This window comes from Sphingomonas sp. CCH9-F2 (genome assembly GCF_001556735.1).
In the GTDB taxonomy this organism is placed as follows: Bacteria; Pseudomonadota; Alphaproteobacteria; order Sphingomonadales; family Sphingomonadaceae; genus Sphingomonas; species Sphingomonas ginsenosidimutans.
The window spans coordinates 1-21,077 of sequence record NZ_LSJO01000372.1 but is presented as its reverse complement, the minus strand read 5'-3'; the positions used below and the strand labels follow the sequence as shown (position 1 = coordinate 21,077).

Below are 21,077 nucleotides of genomic sequence, written 5' to 3'. Positions count from 1 at the left end.
CGCGGTTTCACCGCGACCGTTCGTTACCCGCGCGACCGGTTTGGTGAAACTTTTTTCATATGGCGGCGTGAGGGGGCGCCACAACCATGCGTCTTTCCCGATGAAGCCGCCCGCGAACGAGGCGGCCCATCCAGGGACTTATGCCATGCACCAGCGACTCGATCGCCGCTTCCTCCTTGCCGCCGGCACCTGCACGCTCGCGCTGATCGCCGCGCAGGCGCACGCGCAGACCGCGGTGCCCGAAAGCCCGCCGCCGTCGGTCGAGGAAGCGCGCGAGAGCGCCGCGCCATCGGCCGGCGAGGAGATCGTCATCACCGGATCGCGCATCGCGCGCCCCGATTACGTCGCCAATTCGCCGATCGTGTCGCTGTCGCAGGACACGCTGGAGAATACCGGGCGAGTCACCGTCGAAAGCGCGCTGACCCAGCTGCCGCAGTTCAGCGGCGCGTTCGGCGCGGCCAACGGCGGCAGCACGTCGACCGGGCTGAACGGCGGGCAGGCCTATGCCAGCCTGCGCGGGCTGGGATCGAAGCGCACGCTGCTGCTGCTCGACGGGCGGCGCATCCAGCCGTCGAACCCCGACGGGTCGGTCGACCTCAACATCCTGCCCGAGGCGCTGATCGAGAATATCGAGGTCATCACCGGCGGCGCATCGACCACCTATGGTTCGGACGCGACCGCGGGCGTCGTCAATTTCCGGCTGAAGCGCAATTTCAAGGGGCTGGAGCTGAACGGCCAGACCGGCGTCAGCGACTATGGCGACGGCAACTCCTATCGCCTGACCGCGACGATGGGGTCGAAGTTCGCCGACGACCGCGGCTCGGCGGTGCTGTCGATCGACTATACCAACCGCGAGCGCGCGTTGCAGCGGGGGCGCGATTATTACGTGTTCCGCCAGTCGACGCCGGGATTGGCGACGATTCCGCAGGGCACCGTGCTGTTCGGCGGCAACACGCCGACGCTGGCATCGGTCAATTCGGTGTTCCAGGGCCAGTACGGCACGCCCGCGCTCCCCGGTAACAGCGCGGGCCGCTACACCGGGCAGATCGGGTTCAACACCGACCAGACGCTGTTTTCGACGTCGGGCGTCCCCGTCTACAACTTCCGCGATCCGCAGACCGACGAGGCGTATATCGTCAATTCGGGCACCAACGCGCAGCAGATCAATTTCGGTTATAACGGCGCGTCACTGCAATCCGATCTCGACCGGTGGAGCGTGTTCGGCAAGGTCGATTACGACGTGTCGGACGATGTGAAGGCGTTCGTCCAGGCGACCTATACCACCTATACCTCACTGGGGGTCGCCAACCCGACGCTGGCGTCGAACGTCTATGGCCTGACCGTGCCGACCACCAATCCGTTCATCCCGCAGGCGTTCGGGACGATCCTGCAATCGCGCGCCAACCCCAATGCGCCGTTCACCTTCTACAAGGCGCTGAACATCCTGGGCCCGCGGTATCAGCAGTACGACTATGACGTGTGGCAGGTGACCGCCGGGCTGTCGGGCAAGCTGGGCATCCGCGACTGGACCTGGGACCTGTACGCATCGACCAGCCAGGCGAAGTTCCGCAACGAACAGCGCGGCGGCGCATCGGCCAGCGCGATCGCGCAGCTGCTCAATTCGCCGACCGGCGGGACCGAGCTGTGCGCGGGCGGGTTCAACCCGTTCGGCAACCTGACCCCGTCGCAGGCGTGCATCGACTACATCAGCCGCCGCACGCTCAACACCAACGACCTGAAGCAGCGCACGGTCGAGGGGACGATCCAGGGAGGGCTGTTCACGTTGCCCGCGGGCGAGGTGCGCTTCGCGATCGGTGGCGACTATCGCTACAATTCCTATGGCTTCCAGCCCGACAGCCAGCTGTCGCTTCCCAACGGGACCAGCGACATCCTGGGCTATTCGGTGCTGCGCGCGGCGGGCGGATCGGTGAGCACGGGCGAGGCGTTCGGCGAATTGCTGGTCCCGCTGCTGCATGACATCCCGCTGATCCAGCAGCTCGATCTGGACCTGGGCTATCGTTATTCGAACTATGATTCGGTCGGCGGCGTCCATGCGTACAAGGCCGACGTGACGTGGCGCGTGTTCGAGCCGCTGCGACTGCGCGGCGGGTATAACCGGTCGATCCGTGCGCCGAGCGTGGGCGAATTGTTCGCCCCGGTATCGACCGGATCGGTCACGATCGGCACCGCCAGCAGCACGACGACGAACGGCGACCCGTGCGACACGCGCTCCTCCTATCGCCGCGGCGCCAATGCCAGCGCGGTGCGCAACCTGTGCCTGGCGCAGGGCATCCCGACGAGCGTCATCGACAGCTACCAGCTGGGCACCGCGCAGGTCTTTGCGTTGACCGGCGGCAATCCGCAGCTGCGCGAGGAGACCGCCGATACCTTCTCCGCCGGCGGCGTGCTGCAATCGCCGTTCGCGGGCGTGTTCCGCAACCTGTCGCTGTCGGTCGATTTCTATTCGATCAAGATCAAGGATGCGGTGGGGCCGCTGTCGATCGCGCAGGCGTTCCAGTTCTGCTTCAATTCGGGCGGCAACAACCCGTCCTATGCGGCGAACAATTACTATTGCTCGCTCATCACCCGCAACACCGACACCGGCGTGCCGGTCAACCCGCTCCAGCCGCTGTTGAACCTGGGCACTTATGAGGTGCGCGGGGTGGATATCCAGTTCGACTGGCGCTTCCCGGTCGGCCCCGGGAATTTGGCGATCAACTCGGCGGTCAGCTACCTCGACCGGTTCCGTATCCAGGCGCTGCCGGGGGCGCCCAATTACGATTACGCCGGGTCGATCGGCGTTGGCGTGGAAACCACCGCGGGTACCGCGCATCCGCGGTGGAAGGCGATCACGTCGTTCAACTACACGCTGGGACAGGCCAGCCTGGGGCTGCGCTGGCGCTATATCGACAGCATGATCAATTCGGCCAAGGTGGTGTCGCCCGCCAGCACGACGCGCGGGGTGCGCGCGTACAACGTCTTCGACCTGAACGCCCGGTTCGACGTCGACGACAATACCCAGTTCCGCATGGGCGCGACCAACCTGTTCAATCGCGCGCCGCCGCAGGTGGGCGATCAGGAGGGCAATTACGACCCGCAGAATTACGACGTGATCGGCCGCTATTTCTTCATCGGCGCGACGAAGAAGTTCTGATCGTGATACGACGGCACGAGGGAGGATCGATGATGACCAAGATGATGACCGCCGCCGTTGCGCTTGCCGCCGGCGCCGTGCTGGCGGCGGCCCCCGCCGCGGCCGATCTGGCGCCCGCCGACAGCAGCCAGATCCTGGCGAATGCCGCCGCGGGCGAGAAGGCGATGGCGGATGCCGCGTTGCAGATCTGGAAGTTCGCCGAGGTCGGCTATCAGGAGACGCAAAGCTCCGGGCTGTTGCAGGCGCGGCTGAAGGCGGCGGGCTTCACCGTGACGCCGGGCGTCGCGGGTGAGCCGACCGCGTTCGTCGCCAGCTTCAAGAACGGCGCCGGGCCGGTGATCGGCGTGCTGGCGGAATTCGACGCGCTGCCCGGCCTGTCGCAGGCCGCCGCGCCGGTGCGCCAGCCGCTGGGCGGCCCGGCGGGGCATGGCTGCGGCCACAATCTGTTCGGGGCCGCCAGCACCTATGCCGCGATCGCGGTCAAGGAATGGATGGTCAAGAACAACGTCAAGGGCGAGATCCGCGTCTATGGCACCCCGGCCGAGGAAGGCGGATCGGGCAAGGTGTACATGGTGCGCGAGGGGTTGTTCCGCGACGTCGACACCGTGCTGCACTGGCACCCCGGTAACGCCAACAGCGCGGCGCAGGGGCCGAGCATGGCCAACATCTCCGGCAAGTTCCGCTTCCACGGCATTTCCGCGCATGCCGCGGGCAATCCCGACAAGGGCCGCTCCGCGCTCGACGGGGTCGAGGCGATGGACGCGATGGTCAATATGATGCGCGAGCATATCCCCGACCGCACGCGCATCCATTATGTCATCACCAACGGCGGCAAGGCGCCCAACGTCGTGCCCGACGAGGCCGAGGTCTATTATTACGTCCGCCACACCGACCCCAAGGTGGTGCAGGCGGTGTGGGAATGGGTGAAGCAGGCCGCCAGCGGCGCGGCGATGGGCACCCAGACCAAGGTCGACGTGGAGGTGACCGGCGGCGTCTATTCGCTGCTGCCCAATGCCGCGCTGATGAAGGTCATGGACCGGTCGCTGCGCGGCGCGGGCACGATCACCTGGACGCCCGAGGAAATGGCGTTCGGGCAGAAGATCCAGCGGACGTTCGCCGGCGGCGGGGCCGGCGCGCCCGCGCTGTCGAGCGTGGGCGAGGTGCAGCCCGCGGTGATGGTCGACGATGCGATGGGCGGATCGACCGACGTTGCCGACGTCAGTTGGGTGGTGCCGACGGTGGGGCTGTCGACCGCCACCTTCGTCCCCGGATCGGCCGGGCACAGCTGGCAGAACGTCGCCGCGGCCGGCAGCAGCATCGGCATCAAGGGCGCGGCGCTGGCGACCAAGACGCTGGCGCTGGCCGCCGCCGACCTGTTCCGGTCGCCCGACGCGATCGCCGCGGCCAAGCAGGAATTCGCCGCCAAGCGGGGCGCGAATTTCCAGTACAAGGCGCTGCTGGGCGATCGCCAGCCGCCGCTCGACTATCGCAAGACCGCCAGCGAGTGAGGGGAAGCGCCCCCGGTTCGGGCCGGGGGCGCTACGCCTTGAACGCGAGCCCGGCGAGCACCGCCAGCGCGATCAGTGCGGCCATCTGCACCGTCGTCCAGTCGACCCAGCCGACCGCATCGAGGTGGCGGCGCCGCGCGCGCCGCGCCTGCCGCCACGCGGCGAACAGCGCCACCAGCGCGCAGCCGGCGGCCAGCGCCGCCAGCAGGGCTTGTGTATCGCTCATCGCTGCGCCAGCTTCGCGCGCATCATCACCGGGAGAATGAGATGCCGTACCGCCGTTCGTCCGTGCCGATCGCCGTCATCGCGATCGCCGGCACCGCCGCCATGCTCCACGCCGCGCCGGCACCGCGCATCGACCCGGCGGTGGCGCGCGCCGTCGCCGCGCCCGAACGCAGCGCCGAGGACCGCGCGCGCGACGCCGCGCGCCATCCGGCGGCAACGCTCACCTTCTTCGGCGTGACGCCCGCGTCCAAGGTGGTCGAATTCTCGCCCGGCGGCGGCTGGTACACCCAGATCCTGGCGCGCATCCCGGCGGGCAAGGGCAGCTACACCGCGCTGACCACCCCGGGGAAGAGCGCCGACGCCGCCCGCGCGATGCTGGCGGCGAAGGGGCTGAAGGGGACGGTCGCCACGATCGACCCGGCGACGGGGGCCACCGACGTGCCCGCGAGCAGCCAGGACGTGGTGCTGACGTTCCGCAACGTCCACAACCTGACCATGGCGGGCGGCGACGTGCCGGCGAACGCCTTCAAGGCGTGGTTCGCGATGCTGCGCCCGGGCGGCACGCTGGGCGTCGTCGACCACCGCCTGCCCGAGGAAGCAGATGCCGCGCGCGAGCGCGACAGCGGCTATGTCAAGCGGTCCAGCGTGATCCGGCTGGCCGAGGCGGCAGGATTCCGGCTGGCGGGCGAAAGCGCCGTCAATGCCAATCCGAAGGATACGCACGATCATCCCCAGGGCGTGTGGACGCTGCCGCCGACCCTCGCGCTGAAGGACGTCGACCGCGCCAAATATACCGCAATCGGCGAAAGCGACCGCATGACGTTGAAGTTCGTCAAGCCGCGCTGACCGCGCGCGCGGGCGGCTCATTCGCCGAGCTTGTCGACCTTCTCGCGGAGGCTGGCGAGCTCGGCCTTGAGCGCGGCGATTTCACTGTCCTTGGTGCCGCCCGCGGGGGAGGCGGCGGGCGCGGCGGTGCCGGGGGCGACCGCGCCCGATTTGAACGCATTGGCCGCCGCCTCGAACATCGCCATGTTGTGCTTGGCGATCTCCGCGAAGGGAGAACCGGCGAAGGCGCCCTCCACCGCGGACTTGAACTGCGACTGGTTGCGGCGGAAACTGTCCATCGACGCATCGAGATAGCCGGGCACCATCGCCTGCATCGAATCGCCGTACAGCGCGATCAGCTGGCGCAGGAAATTGACCGGCAGCATCGTCTGCCCGCGGCTTTCCTCCTCCATGATGATCTGGGTCAGGACATTGTGGGTGATATCCTCGTCGGTCTTGGCGTCCACCACACGGAATTCACGCCCCTCGCGCGTCATCGCGGCGAGATGTTCGAGCGTGATGTAGGAGGAGCTTTCGGTATTGTAGAGCCGGCGATTGGCGTATTTCTTGATGACCACGGCCCCGTCGGCGTTCGACTGCTTCTTCATCGTGAAAGCTCCCCATGACCGTTTTTCCATGCGGTACCGCACAAAATACCGCGCCGCAACACGGGCCCCGGCCTTTGCCGCTGTTCATCGACATGCTGCGCGGCGAGACCGCAGCATCGCCGGAGCGCCGCGCCGCCGCGCTGGCGGGGCTGCGCCGCTATCAGGAGGCACCGCGCACGGTGCGGCGGATGAAGCCCGCGCGGTTCCGCAAGGGCGCGGCGCGGCTGCGCGGTGACGGCCGGGGGCGCGGCGACCTGCCGCCGGTGGTGTTCGTCCCCTCGCTCATCAACCCGCCGTTCGTGCTGGACCTGGCGCCGGGGCGCTCGCTGATCGGGCATGTCGCGGCGGCGGGGTTTCCGGCGTGGCTGGTCGACTGGGGCAGTCCGCGCGCGCAGGACGCCGCGCTGGACCTGGCGGGGCATGTCACCGACCGGCTGCTGCCGCTGGTCGCGAAGCTGGAGCGGCCGCCGGTGCTGGTGGGTTACTGCCTGGGCGGCACGCTGGCGCTGGCGGCGGCGCAGCTGCTGGGGGACCGGGTCGCGGGCGTCGTGACGATCGCCGCGCCGTGGCGCTTCTCCGGATATGGCGAGGCGGCGCGCACGGCGCTGGCGGCGTTGTGGCGGGAAGCGGCCCCCGCGTCACGCGCGCTGGGGGTGTTGCCGATGGAGGTGCTGCAGACCGCGTTCTGGCGTCTCGACCCGGCGCGCACCATCGCCAAATACGAGGCGTTCGCGACGATGGACGCGGCGCGCGCGGCGACGTTCGTGCTGCTGGAGGATTGGGCCAATGGCGGCGCGCCGCTGACCCATGCCGCGGGCGCCGACCTGTTCGACACGCTGATGGCGCAGGACCGGCCCGGGCGGGACGAATGGCGGGTCGGCGGCGCCGTCATCGACCCGTCCGCGCTGCGCTGTCCCGCGGCCGAGTTCGTCTCGCTCAGCGACCGCATCGTCCCCGCCGCCACCGCTGCCGGCCTTGCCGACCGCCGCGACCTGACGGTGGGGCATGTCGGGATGGTGGTGGGCAGCGGCGCGCGCGCGGCGGTGTGGGAGCCGCTGGCAGAGTGGTTGAGTGATACAATACGCTGATGCACAAATGTAACGAAGCATTTCCATTTCTGTCGCAAATCTGCAACACGCATGAAAAAACAGTGATGGGTCGTTACCGGTATCTTGCCAACAGCGACGCAAAACCTGTCTGTTAGATGAACGAACTCACCGTTCATCGAGGGTCAGATGAAAGTAAAAGCTTTTCTGGGCGCGACTGCGCTCATGGGCACGCTTGTGCTCGCTCCGTCCGTGTCTGCGCAGACGTCGTCAAGGGACGACACCGGTCAGCAACTCGCCGAGGAGCAGGTTGCCGAGGCCGAGGCCGGTGCCGAGATCGTCGTCACCGGTTCGCGCATTAACCGTCCCAATCTGGCCTCGACGATCCCGATCACGTCGGTCGGACCGCAGGACATCCTGGCGACAGGCACGATCTCGGTCGGCGATCAGCTGAACGAACTGCCCCAGCTTCGCGCGACCTACAGCCAGGCGAACTCGACCCGCTTCATCGGCACCGCCGGTTCGAACTTCCTCGATCTACGCGGCCTTGGCATCGACCGCACGCTGGTGCTCATCAACGGTCGTCGCCACGTGTCGACCTCGCCCGGCGGGTTCCAGTGGGACGTGAACAACGTCAACGCCGACCTGCTGGAGCGCGTCGACGTCGTCACCGGCGGCAACTCTGCGATCTACGGGTCGGACGCGGTCGCGGGCGTGGTCAACTTCATCCTGAAGCGCGACTATGACGGCCTGCAGCTGCGCGGCCAGGGCGGCATTTCCGGCGAGGGTGACCGCGGATCCTATTCGCTGAGCGGCATTGCCGGCAAGAACTTCGCCGAAGGGCGGGGAAACATCACCGTTGCCCTGGAATATGCGAAGGCAAATCCGCTATTCTACAATCAGCGCGAACAGGGGCGCGACCGTCGTCAGTTCCAGCTGGTGCAGAACACTTCGTCCCAGAACAATCCGTCGAACGGGCCGATCCGCGGCGCGGAGCCATCGACGGGCGACGGCATCCCCGATACCGCGTTCATCGGCGGGCTGCGCCGCACGGAAACGTCGGAATACGGCCTGTTCGTCGCGACCTGCCCGGTCGCGCCGGCAGCGGGTGAATCGACAGCCGCCTTCAACGCACGTCGCGGCCTCGCCTGCTCGGGCCTGTTCAACCCGAACAGCTCGAACGCGCTGGCGCAGTTCGGCAACGGTTTCGTCTTCCAGAACGACGGCACGCTGATCCGCAACCCGTGCGGCACCGATTTCCGCCCGTTCCAGTCGGGCAATTGCATCGGCGGGCTCGGCTCCACGCTGCGTGGCAATGGCCAGTTCCAGCCCGGGCTGGAGCGGTTCAACGCCAACATCAACGCCGCGTTCGAGGTGTCCCCGGCGTTCCGTCCGTTCGTCGAGGCGTCCTACACCCGCGTGAATGCGCTGCAGGAATCATCCCCCACCTTCGGCACCTACACGCTCAGCACCGCCAACCCGTTCCTGACCGATCAGGCGCGAGCGCTGTTGCAGAGCGTGCTGGCACCGGGCGTGACGACGTTCACGATCGGCCGCAACAACCAGGACTTCGGCCCGCGTGGCGAGCGCCACAAGCGCGAGACGTTCCGCATCGTCGGCGGTGTCGGTGGCTCGTTCGCCGATAACTTCCGCTACGAAGTCTCCGCAAACTACGGCCGCTACGACGGCTATTACGAAACCGGCGGCAACATCCTGTCCTCGGGGAGTGGATTTAACCTGAACAGCCCGTTCGGCAAGGCGGTCAACGCGGTTGCCGCACCGGCGGGTTACACCGGCACCAACTTCGTTACCGGCCCCAACGGTGTGCGTGCGATCTGCGCCGTGAACGGCGACGCCAGCACCGCCAACGATGATCCGAACTGCGTGCCCGCCAACCTTTTCGGCATCGGCAACGTCGATCCGCGATCGCTGGCGTATTTCGGCTACACCTCGTGGCGCAAGCAGCGCAACGAACAGTTCGTCCTGTCGGGTTTCCTTTCGGGCGACACCGCGAGCTTCTTTAACCTGCCGGGCGGCCCCGTGGGCTTCGCGGTGGGCGGCGAATACCGCACCGAGAAGCAGTTCGCGACCTATGATCCGCGCACCGCGGCGGGCGAGACCTTCCTAAACATCATCCCGGCGTTCACGCCGCCGACCTACAAGATCAAGGAAGCCTATGCCGAGGTGCGCTTCCCGCTCCTCGCCAACACGCCCTTCTTCCACGAGTTGACGGTCGAGGGGGCGGCACGCGTCTCCGACTATAACCTCGGCCAGACGGGCACGGTGTGGGCCTGGAACGGCGGCGTCACCTGGGCGCCGGTGCGCGATCTGCGCTTCCGCGGCAGCTATCAGCAGTCGGTACGCGCACCGACGCTGGGCAACCTGTTCAATGCGGCGAGTCAGACCTTCAACAACGCATTTGCTGACCCGTGCAGCACGATCAACATCAACAACAACCCGAACCGTGTGCGAAATTGCGCGGCGGCGGGTGTGCCGACGACGCAAACCTTCACGGTCGGCGGTGTCACCACGACGGAGCCGTTCACCAACCGTCCGAACGGCGGCGTGGCGGCGGCCAATACGGGGAACCCGCTGCTTCGGGAAGAGCGTGGACGCAGCTTCACGCTGGGTGGCGTGTTCCAGCCCAGCGCGCTGCCGGGCTTCAACCTGTCGGTCGATTATTGGAACATCGAGGTGAAGAACGTCATCTTCACGCTCGCGCCGCAGACGGTTCTCGAGCAATGCTACGACAATCCGTCGGGCATCGACAATCCGTTCTGCGCCTCCGTCAACCGCCTGCCCAACGGCACGTTCGCCGGCCAGACGACGGTCATTCAGGGCGGTTCGGTCGTCACCATCAACAACCCCGGCTTTTCCACCTTTGGTCGCCCGTTCAACTACGCCCGGCAGAAGACGAGCGGGATCGACGTCGACGCTGGCTATCGTCACGACTTCGGGGACGGGGTGACGTTCAACATCCGCGGTCTGGCGAGCTACCTCATCAAGCGCGACAACTACACCGACATCAGCCAGCCAGACTTCATCAACCAGCAGAAGTTCGAACTGGGTGATCCGGAATGGCGTTTCCAGGTGACCAACATCCTGGATACGGGCGCCGTGTCGTTTAACTACCAGGTGCAGTATATCGGGAAGCAGATCCTGAACGGTTTCGAATATGAAACCTTCTTCCCGCTGCAGGGCCGCGCGCCCTATAATCCCGATGCGACGCCGTTCCCCTATTACCCGGCGCAATGGTATCATAACATCCGCGCCGAATTCGACCTTCAGCAGGGGTCGCAGTTCTACGTCGGTGTCGACAATTTCACCAATACGCGCCCGCCGTACGACCTGCTCGGCAACGAGGCTGGATCGTTGTACGATCCGACGGGCCGGTTCTTCTATGCCGGTTTCCGCGCGAAGTTCTGATCCGGTCGTCGCTACGTGACCGACGGGCCGCTTCCCCCACGGGAAGCGGCCCTTTTTCTATGCCCAGACGCGGTCGAACCTTTTGCCCAGCCCGGTGAGCAGTTCGTACTGGCTGCGGCCCGAGGCGGCGGCGGCGCGGGGCAGGTCGGGGTCGAACGCGATCCAGTCGCCCTCCGCCAGCGTGGTGCCGGTGAGGTCGAGCGCGACCAGATCCATCGAAACGCGGCCGATCACCGGCAGCCATGGCCCGTCGCCGGCCACCGCCTGCGCGCGGCCGCGATCGGAAAAGCCGCGGCCGTAGCCGTCGGCATAGCCCAGGTTGGCGGTCCCGACCGGCGTGTCGGCGGGGGCAACCCAGGTGGCGTTGTACCCGACCACCTCGCCCGCGCGCACGATGCGGCGCTGGAGCAACTGCGCCTCGATCGTCACGACCGGGCGGATCGTGTCGGCCAGCGCGGGGCAGGGGACGCCGCCGTACAGCGACAGCCCCGGCCGGGTGAGGTCGAAGGCATAATCGGCGCCCAGCGCGATCCCGGCGGAATTGGCCAGGCTCATCCGCCGCGCGCGCGTCGCCCCGCGCAACGCGGCGAAGCGATGCAACTGGTCGCGGTTCATCGCCGCAGCGGGTTCGTCGGCGCAGGCCAGATGGCTCATCAGCGTGTCGATGACGAGGCCGTCGAGCAGCCCGCCGGCGATGTCCGCCGGCGCGATGCCCAGCCGGTTCATGCCGGTGTCGACCATCACGTCGCACGCCCGGCCCCCGCCGGCATCGCGCCAGCGCGCGACCTGCTGCGCGGTGTTGAGCACCGGGCGGACATGCGGCAGCGCGGCGGCGAGCGGCATGTCCTCGGCGCGGACGCCGTGCAGGACGGACAAGCCGAGCGGCGCCGCGACGGGCAGCGCCGCCGCCTCCGCCCAGCTCGACACGAACAGGTCGCGGCATCCCGCCGCCGCCAGCCGCTGCACCACCGCCGCCGCGCCCAGGCCGTAGCCGTCGGCCTTCACCGCCGCGCCGCACGCCGCGCGCGCGCCGCTCATCCGCGCCAGCGCGCGCCAGTTGGCGACCAGCGCATCGGCGGACAGGCGCAGGCGGTGGGGGGCGGCGTGCGGAACGGCAGTCATGCCCGCGCAGGTAGCGCGCGCGGCGCGATCACGCCACCGCGGCGGCGCCGCCGCGATCCTCCTTCAGCCCGAACAGGGTTACCAGCAGCGCCATCACCACGACCGCGAACGTGTACCACAGCCCGGCATAGGGATCGCCGGTCTTCGCGACGATATATTGGCTGATGAACGGCAGGAACCCACCGAAATAGCCGGTGCCCAGATGATAGGGGATCGACAGCGAGGAATAGCGGATCGCGGGCGGGAACATCTCCGCCAGCAGCGCGGCGACCGGGCCATAGGTGATCCCCGACAGCATCGACATGGCAAGGATCGCGACCAGGATCAGCGCGATATTGCCCGGGGACGGGCGCACCGGCGTCAGATCATAGCCGGCCCGCGTCAGCGCGGCGTCCAGTTCCTGCGGCGTCGTCACCGTCACGTCGCCCGACCCGACCGCGACATAGGTGTCGGGTGCGGCCGTCACCGAATAGGGCACCCCCTTTTTCGACAGATGGTCGAGCAGCTTGCCGCACGGCGTCGCCTGCACCTTGTCGAACGGGCTGTAGCTGCACGTCGGGCCATGGACGACCACCGGCTGCGTATCCGCCGCGCGCGCCAGTCCCGGATTGGCGGCCGCGCCCATCAGCCAGAAGATCGGGAACAGCAGCACCAAGGTCAGCACATAGCCCGCGACGATCGGCTTCTTGCGCCCGATCCGGTCGGAGACATGCCCGAACAGCAGGAACCAGCCCACCCCCGCCGCCACGCCGACGCCGGTGATGACCTGCGCGGTGGTTTCCTCCACGCGCATCGTCGTCTGGAGGAACGACAGGACGGTGAACATCGCGGTGTACCAGATCACCGTCAGCCCGGCGGCGATGCCGAACAGCGCGACGATCATCCGCTTCAGGTTGCCGGGATAGGTGAAGCTTTCCTTGATCGGGTTGGCGACCTGTTCCCCGGCGGCGCGCATCTTCTGGAAGACGGGGCTTTCCGACAGTTTGAGGCGCATCCACAGCGAGATGGCGAGCAGCACGACCGAGAACAGGAACGGGATGCGCCAGCCCCAGGTGCTCCACGTCGCGGCGGGCAGCGCCGCCTTGACGATCAGGATCACCGCCAGGCTGAGCAGGAAGCCGCCGACGACCCCGGCCTGGATGAAGCTGGTGTAGAAGCCCGAACGGCCGCGCGGCGAATGTTCGGCGACATAGATCGCCGCGCCGCCATACTCGCCGCCCAGCGCCAGCCCCTGCGCCACGCGCAGCAAGAGGATGATGACCGGCGCGGCTATGCCGATCGCCGATGCCTCCGGCGTCAGGCCGACCCCGGCGGTGGCGATCCCCATCAGCGCGATGGTGGCAAGGAAGGTGTATTTGCGCCCCAGCCGGTCGCCCAGATAGCCGAACACCACCGCGCCGAGCGGGCGGAAGCCGAAACCGACCGCGAAGCCGGCCCAGGCCAGCAGCGTCTGCACGGTTTCGTTGCCGGCGGGGAAGAAGGCCCGGCCGATGATCCCCGATGCCGCCAGCGTGCCGTAGATGAAGAAGTCATACCATTCGAACACGGTGCCGAGCGCGGAGGCGGAAATGACCAGCCGGATGTCGGCGCTGCCAGGTGCGCCCGCGGTTCCCGCCGTGCCGTCGCCCGTCGCCTGATGCGGTGCCATCGCGCCACTCTCTCCCAATTACCGGCGACCGGTTTACCGGCCCCGTTGCGCGCGGCAAGGTGGGGGCATGAACATCCTGATCCTCTATGGTTCGTATCGCGCCGATCGTGCCGGCATCCGGCTGGCGCGCTTCCTTGTCGAGCGTTTCGGCAGCGACGGACACGACGCGCAACTGGTCGACGCGCAGGAGGTCGGGCTGCCGATGCTGGACCGCATGTACAAGGAACATCCGAAGGGCGAGGCGCCGGCGGCGATGGAAGCGCTGGCGGCGCGTATCCGTGCGGCGGATGCGTTCGTATTCGTCACGGGCGAGTATAATTGGGGGCCACAGCCCGGGCTGAAGAACCTGACCGACCATTTCCTGGAGGAATGGTTCTGGCGCCCCGCGGCGATCGCCAGCTATTCGGCGGGGCGGCTGGCGGGGGCGCGCGCCAATTCGATCTGGCATGCGATCCTTCCAGAAATGGGGATGCCGGTGATCCCGAGCACGCTAACCGCCGGGCCGATCGCGGCGACGCTGGATGCGGACGGGCGGCCGATCGGCGATGCCGGCGCGTCGCTGGAACGTGCGTTCGGGCGCTTCGCACGCGACCTGATCTGGTGGGCGCAGGCGGCGCGTGCGCAGCGCGAACGGGCGCCGCCGCCCTATTGATGCGGCGCGCGCGCTGGTGCATCGGCGAGGCGACAAGCTGGGGAGAGCGCAATGAGGCAGTTCGATATCGTCATCGTCGGTGCCGGTCATGCGGGCGCGCAGGCGGCGATCGCGCTGCGCCAGCGCAAGTTCGAGGGCACGATTGCGCTGATCGGCGACGAGCCGGAACTGCCCTATGAACGGCCGCCGCTGTCGAAGGAATATCTCGCGCAGGACAAGCCGTTCGAGCGCATCCTGCTGCGCCCGGCCGCCTTCTGGGACGAGAAGCAGGTGGCGATGATCCCCGGCAGGCGGATCGTGTCGGTCGACCCCTCGGCGCACCGGGTGACGAGCGAGGACGGCGAGGCGATCGGTTACGGCACGCTGATCTGGGCGACCGGCGGCAGCCCGCGGCGGCTGACCTGCGCCGGCCACGACCTGACCGGGGTCCATGCGGTGCGCACCCGAGCGGATGTTGACCGCCTGATGGGCGAATTGCCCGCGACGCGCCGCGTGGTGGTGATCGGCGGCGGCTATATCGGGCTGGAGGCGGCGGCGGTCCTGACCAAGCTGGGCAAGCAGGTGGTGTTGCTGGAGGCGTTGCCGCGCGTGCTGGCGCGGGTGGCGGGCGAACCGCTGTCGCGCTTCTATGAGGCGGAGCATCGCGCGCATGGCGTCGAGGTGCGGCTGGACGCGCGCGTCGATTGCATCGTCGGCGACGGTGCGCGCGTCACCGGGGTGCGGATGGCCGATGGCGAGACGCTGTCGTGCGAGATGGTGATCGTCGGCATCGGCATCATCCCCGCGGTCGAGCCGTTGCTGGCGGCGGGGGCCGAGGGGGGCAACGGCGTGGCGGTGGACGCGCAGTGCCGCACCTCGCTGCCCGACGTGCTGGCGATCGGCGACTGCGCGCTGCACGCCAACCGCTTTGCCGAGGGCGCGTCGATCCGGCTGGAATCGGTGCAGAACGCCAACGACCAGGCGATGATCGTCGCCAAGCTGTTGACCGGCGCGGCGGAGGAATATGACGCCGTCCCGTGGTTCTGGTCGAACCAGTACGACCTGAAGCTGCAGACCGTCGGCCTGTCGACCGGTCATGACGCGGCGGTGCTGCGCGGCGATCCGGCGACGCGCAGTTTCTCGCTGGTGTATCTGAAGCAGGGGCGGGTGATCGCGCTCGACTGCGTCAACGCGATCAAGGATTATGTGCAGGGACGCGCGCTGGTCGTGGCGGGCGCGGCGATTCCGGCGGAGCGGCTGGCGGACGCGTCGGTGCCGCTCAAGGAACTGGCCGCGGGCTGAGGCGCCGCGGCGTCAGTCGTTCCACGTCGCCTCCGCCTGCATCGCCACCGGGCCGCCGGGGCGCGCGGTCCACAGCCGCATCGTCGCGCCGTCGCGCGCGCCGGCGTGGCAGCGCAGCGTGTCGGTGTCGAAGATCGTCGACAGGCTGCGGAACGTGAAGCGATCCGGCGCGCGTCCGCCGCGGCGCGTCGCCAGGTCGATCAGCAGCGTCGCCTGCAACGGGCCGTGCACGACCAACCCCGGATAACCCTCCACCTGCGTGGCATAGGGCTGGTCGTAATGGATGCGGTGCGCGTTGAAGGTGAGCGCGGAATAGCGGAACAGCAGCGTCGGCGATGGCGTCATCGTCTCGACCATCGCGCCCTCCGGCGCGGGTGCCGGCGCGGCGGGCGGCTGCGCGATGGCGGCGTCGCGATAGACGATCGTCTGGCGATCGCGGACCGCGCAGCTCCCGTCGGCGCGATCGATCGCATGATCGACGGTGACGAAGCACAAGGTGCCGCTACGCCCGTCCTTCACCACCACATCCGCCACGCGCGAGCGTCGGGTGACCGCCTCTCCGACGCGCAGGTCGCCGGAAAATTCGATGTCGCCGCCCGCCCACATGCGTCGCGGCAGCGGCACCGGGGGCAGGAACCCGCCGCGCCGCGGGTGCCCGTCCGGTCCCAGCGCCGCGGCTTCCGCCGCGGGCTGGCAAAGGCAGAAGTGAATCAGCCGCGGCGCGATCCCGGGTTCGTCGACCAGCCCCAGCGTGGCCCGGAATTTTTCGACCAGTGACGGGGTGACGATGTCATGCGCGGTCTCTTCCGAGCCGATCCAGGCGCGCAGCTGTTCCATCGCTTATCCCCCCTCGATCCGCGCGACCCTATGGCGCGGGCCGGATGGCGTCCACCCATCGTCAGGTCCGACAATATCCTTCTCCGGGCTTCACCGTCAGACAATTCTTTTTTCCTGCCAGCCATTTAAGGCCGGTGGCGTCGCCGTTACCCGGCACCGCGACCTCATCCACGCCGTTGCGGGTGAAGCGCAGCCCCTGCGCGGTCACCGTTCCGGGGAAGGTGCCGTGGTGGTCGAGATCCCATTGCATATCCAGCGTGACGCCGCCGCCCGCACGCTTCGTGACATTGAGGACCATTCCCTCCACCCCGACCCAGCGGCCGAGATACTCTGCCTCCGGCTTCGCGACCGCATCGGCCGCGGGCGCGACCGAGGGGGTGACCGCCTCGTTCGACGGCGTCGCGGTCGGCATCACCGCATTGCCGGGGGTGGTATCGGTCGCAGCGGGCTGGCCGCAGGCGGCGAGCGGGAGCGCGCACAGCGCGAGGGAAAGGGCTCGGGTCATCCCCGACCAACCCATGGCGATCCGCGCGTGTTCCGGGTGGCGTTCGCGCGCGGGCGCGGCTACAGGCTCGCGGACGTTCCACCGCCATGGGAGTCGCCCCCCTTGCGTATCGCGATCGCCTGCGATCATGCCGCCGTCCCGCTCAAGAACGACCTGCGCGACTGGCTGTCCGCCGAGGGGCATGAGATGCTCGACCTCGGCACCCATGACGACGCCAGCGTCCATTACCCCGATTATGGCCGCAAGCTGGCCGATGCGATCGCAACGGGCGCGGCGGAGCGCGGGATCGCGCTGTGCGGATCGGGGATCGGCATCATGATCGCCGCCAACCGCAACCCGGCGGTGCGCTGCGCGCTGGTCGCCGAGCCGCTGTCCGCCGAACTGGCGCGCAGCCACAACGATGCCAATGCCATCGCGATGGGCGCGCGGCTGATCGGGCCAGAAATGGCCCGCGCCTGCGTCCGCGCGTTTTTGTCCACCGATTTCCTCGGCGGGCGCCATGCCGCGCGCGTCGACATGCTCAAGGAGTCCGTATGAGCACGAACCCCGCCGCCCTTCATGACGTCCAGCCGGACGGTTTCTTCACCCGCGCGCTGGCCGATGCCGATCCGGCGGTGTTCGCCGGCGTCACGCACGAGCTGACCCGCGAGCAGACGCAGATCGAGCTGATCGCGTCGGAGAATATCGTCAGCCGCGCGGTGCTGGAGGCGCAGGGCAGCGTCTTCACCAACAAGTACGCCGAGGGCTATCCGGGCAAGCGTTACTATCAGGGCTGCCATCCGTCGGACGAGGTCGAGACGCTGGCGATCGAGCGTGCCAAGCAGCTGTTCGGGTGCGGCTATGCCAACGTCCAGCCGCATTCGGGCGCGCAGGCGAACGGCGCGGTGATGCTGGCGTTGGCCAAGCCGGGCGACACGGTGATGGGCCTCAGCCTGGATGCCGGCGGGCACCTGACGCATGGCGCGCGCGCGGCGCAGAGCGGCAAGTGGTTCAACGCGGTGCAGTACGGCGTCACCGCCGACACCCACCTGATCGACTATGACGCGGTCGAGGCGCTGGCGAAGGAACATCGGCCGCGGATCATCATCGCGGGCGGTTCGGCCTATCCGCGGCACATCGACTTCGCGCGCTTCCGTGCGATCGCGGACCAGGTCGGCGCGACCTTCATGGTCGACATGGCGCATTTCGCGGGGCTGGTCGCGGCCGGCGTCCATCCGACGCCGTTCGGCCATGCGCATGTCGTCACCACCACCACGCACAAGACGCTGCGCGGCCCGCGCGGCGGCATGATCCTGACCGATGACGAGGCGATCGCGAAGAAGATCAACTCGGCGGTGTTCCCCGGCCTGCAGGGCGGGCCGCTCATGCACGTCATCGCCGCCAAGGCGGTGGCGTTCGGCGAGGCGCTGCGGCCCGAGTTCAAGAGCTATGCCGCCAGCGTCGTCGAAAACGCCAAGGTGCTGGCCGCGACGCTGAAGGAGCGCGGCGCGGACCTGGTGTCCGGGGGCACCGACACGCATCTGGCGCTGGTCGACCTGACCCCGCTGGGCGTCACCGGCAAGGACGCGGACGAAGCGCTGGAGCGCGCCGGCATCACCTGCAACAAGAACGGCATTCCCAACGACCCGCTGCCGCCGGTGAAGACCAGCGGCATCCGCGTCGGCAGCCCGGCGGGCACCACCCGCGGGTTCGGCACCGCCGAATTCCGCGAGATCGGCAACATGGTCGCCGATGTGCTGGACGGGCTGGCCAAGCAGGGCGAGGCGGGCGACGCGGCGGTCGAGGCGAACGTGCGGGAACGTGTCCGCGCGTTGTGCGCTCGGTTCCCGATCTACCAGTAAGGAGGCCGATGGTGGCGAAGTTCGACGAGAAGATCGGTGAGGTGCAGTCGACCGTGAAGGGTACGCCGGGGCTGGGCAAGAGCATGGCCAAATGGGGTGCGCTGGGCGCGGTGGTGGCGATCCCCGTGCCGTTCGTCGGCCCCGTGTTCGGCGCGCTGGCGGGCGCCGCCTGGGCGTATCACAAGGGCACCAAGAACAAGGGGCTGTGACCCCTTACGATGCGCTGCCCCTTTTGCGGACATGAGGCCAGCCAGGTAAAGGACAGCCGCCCCACCGACGACGGGGCGGCGATCCGTCGCCGGCGCCAGTGCGAGGGGTGCGGCGCGCGCTTCACCACGTTCGAGCGCATCCAGCTGCGCGAGCTGACCGTGGTGAAGAGCGAGCATCGCCGCGAACCGTTCGAACGCGACAAGCTGCTGCGTTCGGTGTCGATCGCGGCGCGCAAGCGCCCGGTCGAGGCGATCCAGCTGGAAAAGCTGGTGAGCGGCATCCAGCGCCAGCTGGAGACGAGCGGTGAGGCCGAGGTGTCGTCCAAGCGAATCGGCGAGATGGTGATGGACGGGCTGAAGGGGCTGGATTCGGTCGCCTATATCCGCTTCGCCAGCGTGTATCGCGAGTTCAGCGAGGCGCGCGATTTCGAGGAATTCGCGGGCAGCGTGGAGGAAGCGGGGCGGGGATAGCCGTCCCCCGTGTCGCGCGATCCTTCGCTTTCGCACCGCCTTCCGTTCGTCCCGAGCAGCCATCGAGCTTGTCGAGAGGGCGTGTCGAGGGATAGGCGCTCTCGGATGAGCTTCTGGGTCTATATCCTGCGCTGTGCCGATGGCAGCTATTACACCGGTCATACCGACGACCTCGAACGCCGCGTTGCGCAGCATCAGGAGGGGACGATCCCCGGCTATACCCACGACCGCCGACCGACCGCGTTGATGTGGGCGCAGGATTTCCCGACCCGGATCGAGGCGCTGGAGCGCGAGCGCCAGGTCAAGGATTGGTCGCGGAAAAAGAAGGAAGCGCTGTTTGCGGGCGATTGGGCCGGTGTCTCCGCGGCGGCGCGTTCTCGACCGCGCGTCTCGGCTTCGCTCGACGCTGGCTCGAACCGAACGGATGGGGCAGTTTCGGCTTCGCTCGACGCTGGCTCGAACCGAACGAAGGAGGCAGCTACGGGTTCGCTCGACGCCGACGAGAACCTAACGGATGGCCGTAGCGCCGCCCCGCCCCCCGTGATCGTCCTGGTCCGCCCGCAACTGGGCGAGAATATCGGCAAGGCGGCGCGGGCGATGCTCAATTTCGGGCTGACCGAGCTGCGGCTGGTCGCGCCGCGCGACGGCTGGCCCAATCCGCAGGCGGGGCCTGCCGCATCCGGGGCCGATGTGGTGCTGGAGCAGGCGCGGGTGTTCGACAGCGTGGCGGAGGCGGTGGCGGATTGTGCGCACGTCTATGCCACCACGGTGCGCAAGCGCGGGGTGACCAAGCCGGTGGTAACGCCCGAGGCCGCCGCCGCGGCGATCCACCGCAATACGGCGCGCGCCGCGATCCTGTTCGGGCCGGAGCGGTCGGGGCTGGAAACCGACGACGTCGCGCTGGCGCGCACGATCGTGACGGTGCCGATCAATCCCGAGTTCGGCAGCCTGAACCTGGCGCAGGCGGTGATCCTGGTCGCCTATGAATGGTCGAAGGGGGTGGCGCTGGCCAGTCCGCCGGAGGTCGAGCTGAACCCGCCCGCATCGCAATTTGAGCTGGACGGGATGATCGCGCAGCTGGACGCGATGCTGGACGAAGCGGGCTATTTCTTCCCGCCCGACCGTACCGTTGCGACTCGCCGGATGCTGCGCACGCTGCTGACCAAGCCGGCATGGTCGAGCCAGGAGGTGCGCACCGTGCGCGGCGTCCTGTCGGCGCTGGCGCCGAAGAAGCGGCGGGGATGAGCGCGCGCGACGCGGTATCGGCGCACAACCTGGCCGCGCGGCTGGGCGATGCGGGCGATGCCGCGGGCGCGGTGGCGGCGTGCGCGCGCGCCTTTGCCGCGGGGGGCGACGCGCCGGAGACGCATCTGGTCCATGCCCGCGCGCTGCAGACGCTGGGCCGGTGGGACGAGGCGGATCGCGCGTTCGCCGCGGCGGTCGCGCGGCGCCCGGATTATGCGGTGGCGCACCGTGATTGGGCGCAATTGCGCTGGATGCGCAGCGGCGATGCGGCGGCGGCGCTGCGCGCGCTGGAGGCGGCGCCCGACACGGTCGAACTGGCGCTGGTGCGCGGCGCGGTGCTGAACGGCGTCGGCCAGCCCGAACGCGCCGCGGCGGTGCTGGACCGCGCGGCGGCGCGCGCGCCCGGCGCGGTGGGGGTGCGGCTGGCGGCGGCGGGCGTCGCGGGGCAGCTGGGTCGGGCGCAGCGCCAGTTGG

The 21,077-nt window shown here is 68.5% G+C and carries 18 protein-coding genes and 1 pseudogene; 13 read left to right on the top strand and 6 right to left on the bottom strand.

The window, feature by feature from the left end:
- The first annotated feature begins 145 nt into the window (after positions 1 to 145).
- Positions 146 to 3,154, top strand: a complete 3,009-nt coding sequence (locus AX685_RS10815; protein WP_141397038.1) for a TonB-dependent receptor domain-containing protein — start codon at positions 146 to 148, stop codon at positions 3,152 to 3,154.
- A 32-nt stretch (positions 3,155 to 3,186) separates the two neighbouring features.
- A complete protein-coding gene (locus AX685_RS10810; protein WP_066488540.1) occupies positions 3,187 to 4,662 on the top strand; it encodes an amidohydrolase in 1,476 nt (491 codons plus the stop codon).
- A 31-nt stretch (positions 4,663 to 4,693) separates the two neighbouring features.
- Here the strand turns inward: AX685_RS10810 and AX685_RS10805 are convergent, their stop codons facing one another.
- Positions 4,694 to 4,888, bottom strand: a complete 195-nt coding sequence (locus AX685_RS10805; RefSeq protein WP_066488485.1) for a hypothetical protein — start codon at positions 4,886 to 4,888, stop codon at positions 4,694 to 4,696.
- Between the two features lie 41 nt (positions 4,889 to 4,929).
- Between AX685_RS10805 and AX685_RS10800 the strand changes: the two genes are divergently transcribed.
- Positions 4,930 to 5,733 carry a class I SAM-dependent methyltransferase gene (locus AX685_RS10800; RefSeq protein WP_066488483.1) on the top strand — a complete coding sequence of 268 codons (804 nt, stop codon included), beginning with the start codon at positions 4,930 to 4,932 and terminating at the stop codon, positions 5,731 to 5,733.
- Between the two features lie 17 nt (positions 5,734 to 5,750).
- Here AX685_RS10800 and phaR read toward each other — a convergent pair whose 3' ends face one another.
- Positions 5,751 to 6,320 carry a polyhydroxyalkanoate synthesis repressor PhaR gene (phaR, locus tag AX685_RS10795; RefSeq protein ID WP_066488481.1) on the bottom strand — a complete coding sequence of 190 codons (570 nt, stop codon included), beginning with the start codon at positions 6,318 to 6,320 and terminating at the stop codon, positions 5,751 to 5,753.
- 74 nt (positions 6,321 to 6,394) lie between these two features.
- Here phaR and AX685_RS10790 point away from each other — a divergent pair, with 74 nt between their 5' ends.
- Positions 6,395 to 7,408 carry an alpha/beta fold hydrolase gene (locus tag AX685_RS10790; RefSeq protein ID WP_066488479.1) on the top strand — a complete coding sequence of 338 codons (1,014 nt, stop codon included), beginning with the start codon at positions 6,395 to 6,397 and terminating at the stop codon, positions 7,406 to 7,408.
- A 210-nt stretch (positions 7,409 to 7,618) separates the two neighbouring features.
- A complete protein-coding gene (locus tag AX685_RS10785) occupies positions 7,619 to 10,792 on the top strand; it encodes a TonB-dependent receptor domain-containing protein (protein ID WP_231738790.1) in 3,174 nt (1,057 codons plus the stop codon).
- A gap of 57 nt (positions 10,793 to 10,849) precedes the next feature.
- Here the strand turns inward: AX685_RS10785 and AX685_RS10780 are convergent, their stop codons facing one another.
- Together AX685_RS10780 and AX685_RS10775 are read right to left on the bottom strand one after the other, a co-directional pair.
- On the bottom strand, positions 10,850 to 11,914 hold the full coding sequence (locus AX685_RS10780; protein ID WP_066488473.1) for an alanine racemase: 1,065 nt from the start codon (positions 11,912 to 11,914) through the stop codon (positions 10,850 to 10,852).
- A gap of 28 nt (positions 11,915 to 11,942) precedes the next feature.
- The gene (locus tag AX685_RS10775) at positions 11,943 to 13,562 is read right to left on the bottom strand and encodes an MFS transporter (RefSeq protein ID WP_066488470.1); all 1,620 of its coding nucleotides are present in this window, start codon (positions 13,560 to 13,562) and stop codon (positions 11,943 to 11,945) included.
- A 67-nt stretch (positions 13,563 to 13,629) separates the two neighbouring features.
- On the opposite strand from AX685_RS10775, the gene AX685_RS10770 reads away from it, so the two are divergent.
- A complete protein-coding gene (locus AX685_RS10770; protein ID WP_066488469.1) occupies positions 13,630 to 14,214 on the top strand; it encodes an NADPH-dependent FMN reductase in 585 nt (194 codons plus the stop codon).
- A 51-nt stretch (positions 14,215 to 14,265) separates the two neighbouring features.
- Entirely contained in the window at positions 14,266 to 15,495 is a 1,230-nt protein-coding gene (locus tag AX685_RS10765; RefSeq protein WP_066488468.1) for an NAD(P)/FAD-dependent oxidoreductase, read from the top strand.
- Positions 15,496 to 15,507: 12 nt separating this feature from the next.
- Here the strand turns inward: AX685_RS10765 and AX685_RS10760 are convergent, their stop codons facing one another.
- Both AX685_RS10760 and AX685_RS10755 read right to left on the bottom strand, forming a co-directional pair.
- Entirely contained in the window at positions 15,508 to 16,332 is an 825-nt protein-coding gene (locus tag AX685_RS10760) for an FAS1-like dehydratase domain-containing protein (protein WP_066488466.1), read from the bottom strand.
- 61 nt (positions 16,333 to 16,393) lie between these two features.
- Positions 16,394 to 16,837 carry a hypothetical protein gene (locus AX685_RS10755; RefSeq protein WP_066488465.1) on the bottom strand — a complete coding sequence of 148 codons (444 nt, stop codon included), beginning with the start codon at positions 16,835 to 16,837 and terminating at the stop codon, positions 16,394 to 16,396.
- Positions 16,838 to 16,939: 102 nt separating this feature from the next.
- On the opposite strand from AX685_RS10755, the gene rpiB reads away from it, so the two are divergent.
- The 6 genes and pseudogenes from rpiB to AX685_RS10725 form a co-directional block, all read left to right on the top strand.
- A complete protein-coding gene (rpiB, locus tag AX685_RS10750; protein ID WP_066488453.1) occupies positions 16,940 to 17,374 on the top strand; it encodes a ribose 5-phosphate isomerase B in 435 nt (144 codons plus the stop codon).
- A complete protein-coding gene (gene glyA, locus AX685_RS10745) occupies positions 17,371 to 18,678 on the top strand; it encodes a serine hydroxymethyltransferase (RefSeq protein WP_066488448.1) in 1,308 nt (435 codons plus the stop codon). Before rpiB ends, glyA begins: the two co-directional genes overlap by 4 nt.
- 11 nt (positions 18,679 to 18,689) lie before the next feature.
- A complete protein-coding gene (locus AX685_RS10740) occupies positions 18,690 to 18,887 on the top strand; it encodes a hypothetical protein (protein WP_231738787.1) in 198 nt (65 codons plus the stop codon).
- A 9-nt stretch (positions 18,888 to 18,896) separates the two neighbouring features.
- A complete protein-coding gene (nrdR, locus tag AX685_RS10735) occupies positions 18,897 to 19,358 on the top strand; it encodes a transcriptional regulator NrdR (protein WP_066488444.1) in 462 nt (153 codons plus the stop codon).
- A gap of 105 nt (positions 19,359 to 19,463) precedes the next feature.
- Entirely contained in the window at positions 19,464 to 20,603 is a 1,140-nt protein-coding gene (locus tag AX685_RS21010; protein WP_082740799.1) for a TrmH family RNA methyltransferase, read from the top strand.
- Positions 20,600 to 21,077, top strand: a pseudogene (locus AX685_RS10725) (tetratricopeptide repeat protein); the annotation flags it as partial. The gene AX685_RS21010 and the pseudogene AX685_RS10725, both read left to right, overlap by 4 nt.

What these genes read in the sequence shown, in the direction of transcription:
- AX685_RS10765 (WP_066488468.1), top strand. Translation starts at nt 14,266, where the DNA reads ATGAGGCAGTTCGATATCGTCATCGTCGGTGCCGGTCATGCGGGCGCG.
- AX685_RS10755 (WP_066488465.1), bottom strand. Translation starts at nt 16,837, where the DNA reads ATGACCCGAGCCCTTTCCCTCGCGCTGTGCGCGCTCCCGCTCGCCGCC.
- AX685_RS21010 (WP_082740799.1), top strand. Translation starts at nt 19,464, where the DNA reads ATGAGCTTCTGGGTCTATATCCTGCGCTGTGCCGATGGCAGCTATTAC.
- AX685_RS10805 (WP_066488485.1), bottom strand. Translation starts at nt 4,888, where the DNA reads ATGAGCGATACACAAGCCCTGCTGGCGGCGCTGGCCGCCGGCTGCGCG.
- nrdR (WP_066488444.1), top strand. Translation starts at nt 18,897, where the DNA reads ATGCGCTGCCCCTTTTGCGGACATGAGGCCAGCCAGGTAAAGGACAGC.
- glyA (WP_066488448.1), top strand. Translation starts at nt 17,371, where the DNA reads ATGAGCACGAACCCCGCCGCCCTTCATGACGTCCAGCCGGACGGTTTC.
- AX685_RS10815 (WP_141397038.1), top strand. Translation starts at nt 146, where the DNA reads ATGCACCAGCGACTCGATCGCCGCTTCCTCCTTGCCGCCGGCACCTGC.
- AX685_RS10770 (WP_066488469.1), top strand. Translation starts at nt 13,630, where the DNA reads ATGAACATCCTGATCCTCTATGGTTCGTATCGCGCCGATCGTGCCGGC.
- phaR (WP_066488481.1), bottom strand. Translation starts at nt 6,320, where the DNA reads ATGAAGAAGCAGTCGAACGCCGACGGGGCCGTGGTCATCAAGAAATAC.
- AX685_RS10775 (WP_066488470.1), bottom strand. Translation starts at nt 13,562, where the DNA reads ATGGCACCGCATCAGGCGACGGGCGACGGCACGGCGGGAACCGCGGGC.
- AX685_RS10810 (WP_066488540.1), top strand. Translation starts at nt 3,187, where the DNA reads ATGACCAAGATGATGACCGCCGCCGTTGCGCTTGCCGCCGGCGCCGTG.
- AX685_RS10760 (WP_066488466.1), bottom strand. Translation starts at nt 16,332, where the DNA reads ATGGAACAGCTGCGCGCCTGGATCGGCTCGGAAGAGACCGCGCATGAC.
- AX685_RS10800 (WP_066488483.1), top strand. Translation starts at nt 4,930, where the DNA reads ATGCCGTACCGCCGTTCGTCCGTGCCGATCGCCGTCATCGCGATCGCC.
- AX685_RS10780 (WP_066488473.1), bottom strand. Translation starts at nt 11,914, where the DNA reads ATGACTGCCGTTCCGCACGCCGCCCCCCACCGCCTGCGCCTGTCCGCC.